Below are 891 nucleotides of genomic sequence, written 5' to 3'. Positions count from 1 at the left end.
AGTTGAGATTGAAAACAAAACCAATCTCAAATTGAGATTGAATGTCCTCATGAAATAAGTCTTTTTCATGTTAGAGAATACCTTTCTTCGTATAGTAAGTTGGGCATAACAAGGGAAGCACTTGATAAGGATGCTCGTTGTCAATGATCTGGATTAAACCAGTACCTTTACCTAATGGAATAACAATTCCTTCAGGATCTAAATCAGGAAACAAGAATTGAACAGTTTTCTTATTGATATTTCCGATTTGAATAAGGACATTTAACTGCTCCCTCACAGAAACTGGAATAGATTGATAATCAAAACGTTGTGATACCAGTAAAAGATGGACTTTAGTCGCTCTTCCTAACAATGCAATCTGTGAAATTAAAGAGAAGAAGCTATCCTTAATATTTTTGTTTGTTCCCTCGGATAGAGCCAAGACTTCATCAATAACAATAGTCAGATGTGAAAACGGATGGCGAGGATTATCGTATAGAATCTCTTGACGCTTATAAATGATATTCAAAGTTTGACTTAAAGATTCGTTGATTTCAGCAACAAAATCTGATTTTGAACGATTGCGTTCAGGGTGGATTACAGGAATTTTATTTTCTCTCGCCCAGCGTGACGGCGTATCAAATTTAGGATCAATGATGATTAAATCTGATAGAGGCTTTAACATACTTAGAAAATAAGTAAGTGTATAAGATTTACCACTTCCTGAATTTCCTGCGATTGCAATTGAGGTTACATTATCGTAGTTTAGTTTCAGGTTCTCCATGATAGGGATATAAGGCTTATGTTGTGAAGCAACAAAGAAATCTAAATCATTGATAACTAAACGTTTTGAAATGCCCATTTTCCAAGGAAAGAACAAGCCTCGTTGTGTGTGAATATCATCAGTATTTA

Annotated in this window: 1 protein-coding gene; it reads right to left on the bottom strand. The window is 34.6% G+C overall.

Translation table 11 applies throughout. The features are described from left to right. Nucleotides 1-70: 70 nt before the first annotated feature. On the bottom strand, nucleotides 71-891 hold an 821-nt coding region (locus BAZO_RS10785), incomplete at its 5' end, for an ATP-binding protein (RefSeq protein ID WP_003331526.1).

Origin of the sequence: Schinkia azotoformans LMG 9581, assembly GCF_000307855.1 — a bacterium.
Lineage (GTDB): Bacteria > Bacillota > Bacilli > Bacillales > Bacillaceae_J > Schinkia > Schinkia azotoformans.
This window is presented reverse-complemented; position numbering and strand designations above follow the sequence as displayed.